Annotated in this window: 1 protein-coding gene and 1 pseudogene; one reads left to right on the top strand and one right to left on the bottom strand. The window is 59.5% G+C overall.

Translation table 11 applies throughout. The features are described 5' to 3' along the window. Positions 1–130 precede the first annotated feature (130 nt). Positions 131–517, top strand: a pseudogene (locus I5M_RS25265) (DUF2125 domain-containing protein); the annotation flags it as partial. Between the two features lie 443 nt (positions 518–960). Here I5M_RS25265 and I5M_RS25270 read toward each other — a convergent pair. Further along, on the bottom strand, positions 961–1,231 hold a 271-nt coding region (locus I5M_RS25270), incomplete at its 5' end, for a phosphatidate cytidylyltransferase (RefSeq protein WP_022723946.1).

Here is a 1,231-nt window from a genome sequence, read left to right on the forward strand (position 1 = left end):
CCGGAGGGAGCGAGTACTCCCACTTCACATAGGGTCGCACGATGCTGCCGGGATCGAAGCTGTCCTGAATGAAGTGCACGTAGGTGTCGCGTGAGCCGGTGAGCTCGCCGTGGATGCTGAACGGCGCGCGGCCGGCGAACAGCTTGGACTGACGCCGTCCGGCAATGTCGAGGGCGAGCTGCAGGTGCTCGCCACCGGCCTCGACAAAGTGATCCCCAAGCTCGGCATCGAACAGGCGCTGGAGCAGGGCGTGTCGCAATCGGCGATCGACCGCGTCGCGCCCGGCGTCCGCGCCAAGGACGTCAACAACATCCTCGGCGCGCTCGACCGCGCCATCCCGGGACTCGGCCGCGTCGTCCGGCAAAATGCGAATGCGGGCGTCGCCGCCGGCATCGACGCGCTCGGCCAGGCCGCCGTGCTCGAAGGCAAGCCTGCCCGCGCCTTCCCGCTGCGCTTCGTCGACGGCGCCGTCATGCTCGGCCCGTTCAAGGTCGCGCAGATGAAGCCGTTGTTTTGAATAGAAGCTAGTACCGAATACGTCACCCAAATTTTCCGACGCCTTCGGCGGCGCGTAGGTCCTAATCCCTGAGAGGCGCTATTCGAAAAGACATCGAGCGCCTCACAGATCACGCATCGCCAGCAATATGATACTATTCAACTAGATTTTCGGCACAGCCATATCGTGGACTTATTTCTTATGTCGACACACATGCATTATCTTACTGTTGCAGATAATTTCTTCGGATCCAGCTTCGCCACCGCCGACTCACTACGCAGAGCTTGGCAAAAGCTCTCGTATTCCCAAATGTTCGACTTAGTCGAAAGGTATCAAGAATTCGAAGCTCAGTGGGCACCCTCCGCCACACAACCAACAGAGCCAACGTTTCTGTTTGGGAAGGCCCACGAAATCATGGGCAATTCCAAATCATGGCATTCTTCAAAGGGACTGCACTCATCGCATCACCACACCATAAGACCGCGGCCGACGCCATCCAGCGAATCGCGGCACAAGCCGATCAGGACAGCCACCACCACGGCGGCGACATAACCGTCGAGCCGGTCGAGCAGTCCGCCATGTCCGGGGATGATATGGCTTGAATCCTTCACCCCGAATTGCCGTTTGACCGCCGACTCGAACAGGTCGCCGAGTTGAGAAACAACTGAAAGCACCGCCGCAACGATCAGCAGCGGCACGGTTTTTCCGAATCCAAGCAACGCAAAACCGAGCCCG

Source organism: Rhodopseudomonas sp. B29 (genome assembly GCF_000333455.1).
Taxonomy (GTDB): domain Bacteria; phylum Pseudomonadota; class Alphaproteobacteria; order Rhizobiales; family Xanthobacteraceae; genus Rhodopseudomonas.